The sequence below is a fragment of the Streptomyces cinereospinus genome (genome assembly GCF_042430725.1).
Classification (GTDB): domain Bacteria; phylum Actinomycetota; class Actinomycetes; order Streptomycetales; family Streptomycetaceae; genus Streptomyces; species Streptomyces cinereospinus.
This window is the reverse complement of record NZ_JBHMCY010000217.1, coordinates 1-569: the sequence shown is the minus strand read 5'-3', so window position 1 is coordinate 569 and position 569 is coordinate 1. Positions and strand designations below refer to the sequence as shown.

1 protein-coding gene is annotated in these 569 nt (G+C 66.1%); it reads right to left on the bottom strand.

The window, feature by feature from the left end; translation table 11 throughout:
• Positions 1 to 569 (bottom strand): alpha-amylase family glycosyl hydrolase (locus tag ACFF45_RS35585; protein ID WP_381351189.1); only part of this gene is annotated, 569 nt, incomplete at both ends.

The window sequence follows — 569 nt, the reverse complement described above, 5'->3', positions numbered from 1 at the left end:
ACGGCCGGGTTCTCGTAGTTGAGGTCGGGCTGGTGGGAGAAGAACCGGTGGAAGAAGTACTGCTTGCGCACCGGGTCGAAGGTCCAGTTGGACACTTCCGTGTCGACGAAGATGATGCGGGCGTCCTGGTACTGCTTGTCGTCGTCGGCCCACATGTAGTAGTCGCCGTAGGGGCCGTCGGGGTCGCGGCGCGACTCCTGGAACCACGGGTGCTGGTCGCTGGTGTGGTTCATGACGAAGTCGATGATGACGCGCATGCCGCGCTGGTGGGCGGCGTCGACGAACTCCACGAAGTCGGCGAGGTCGCCGAACTCGGGCAGTACGGCGGTGTAGTCGGAGACGTCGTAGCCGCCGTCGCGCAGGGGGGACTTGAAGAAGGGCGGCAGCCAGAGGCAGTCGACGCCGAGCCACTGGAGGTAGTCGAGCTTGGCGGTCAGGCCCTTGAGGTCGCCGACGCCGTCGCCGTTGCTGTCCTGGAAGGAGCGGACGAGGACCTCGTAGAAGACGGCGCGCTTGAACCAGTCGGGGTCCCGGTCCTTGGCGGGCGTGTCCTCGAAGGTGTCCGGGAC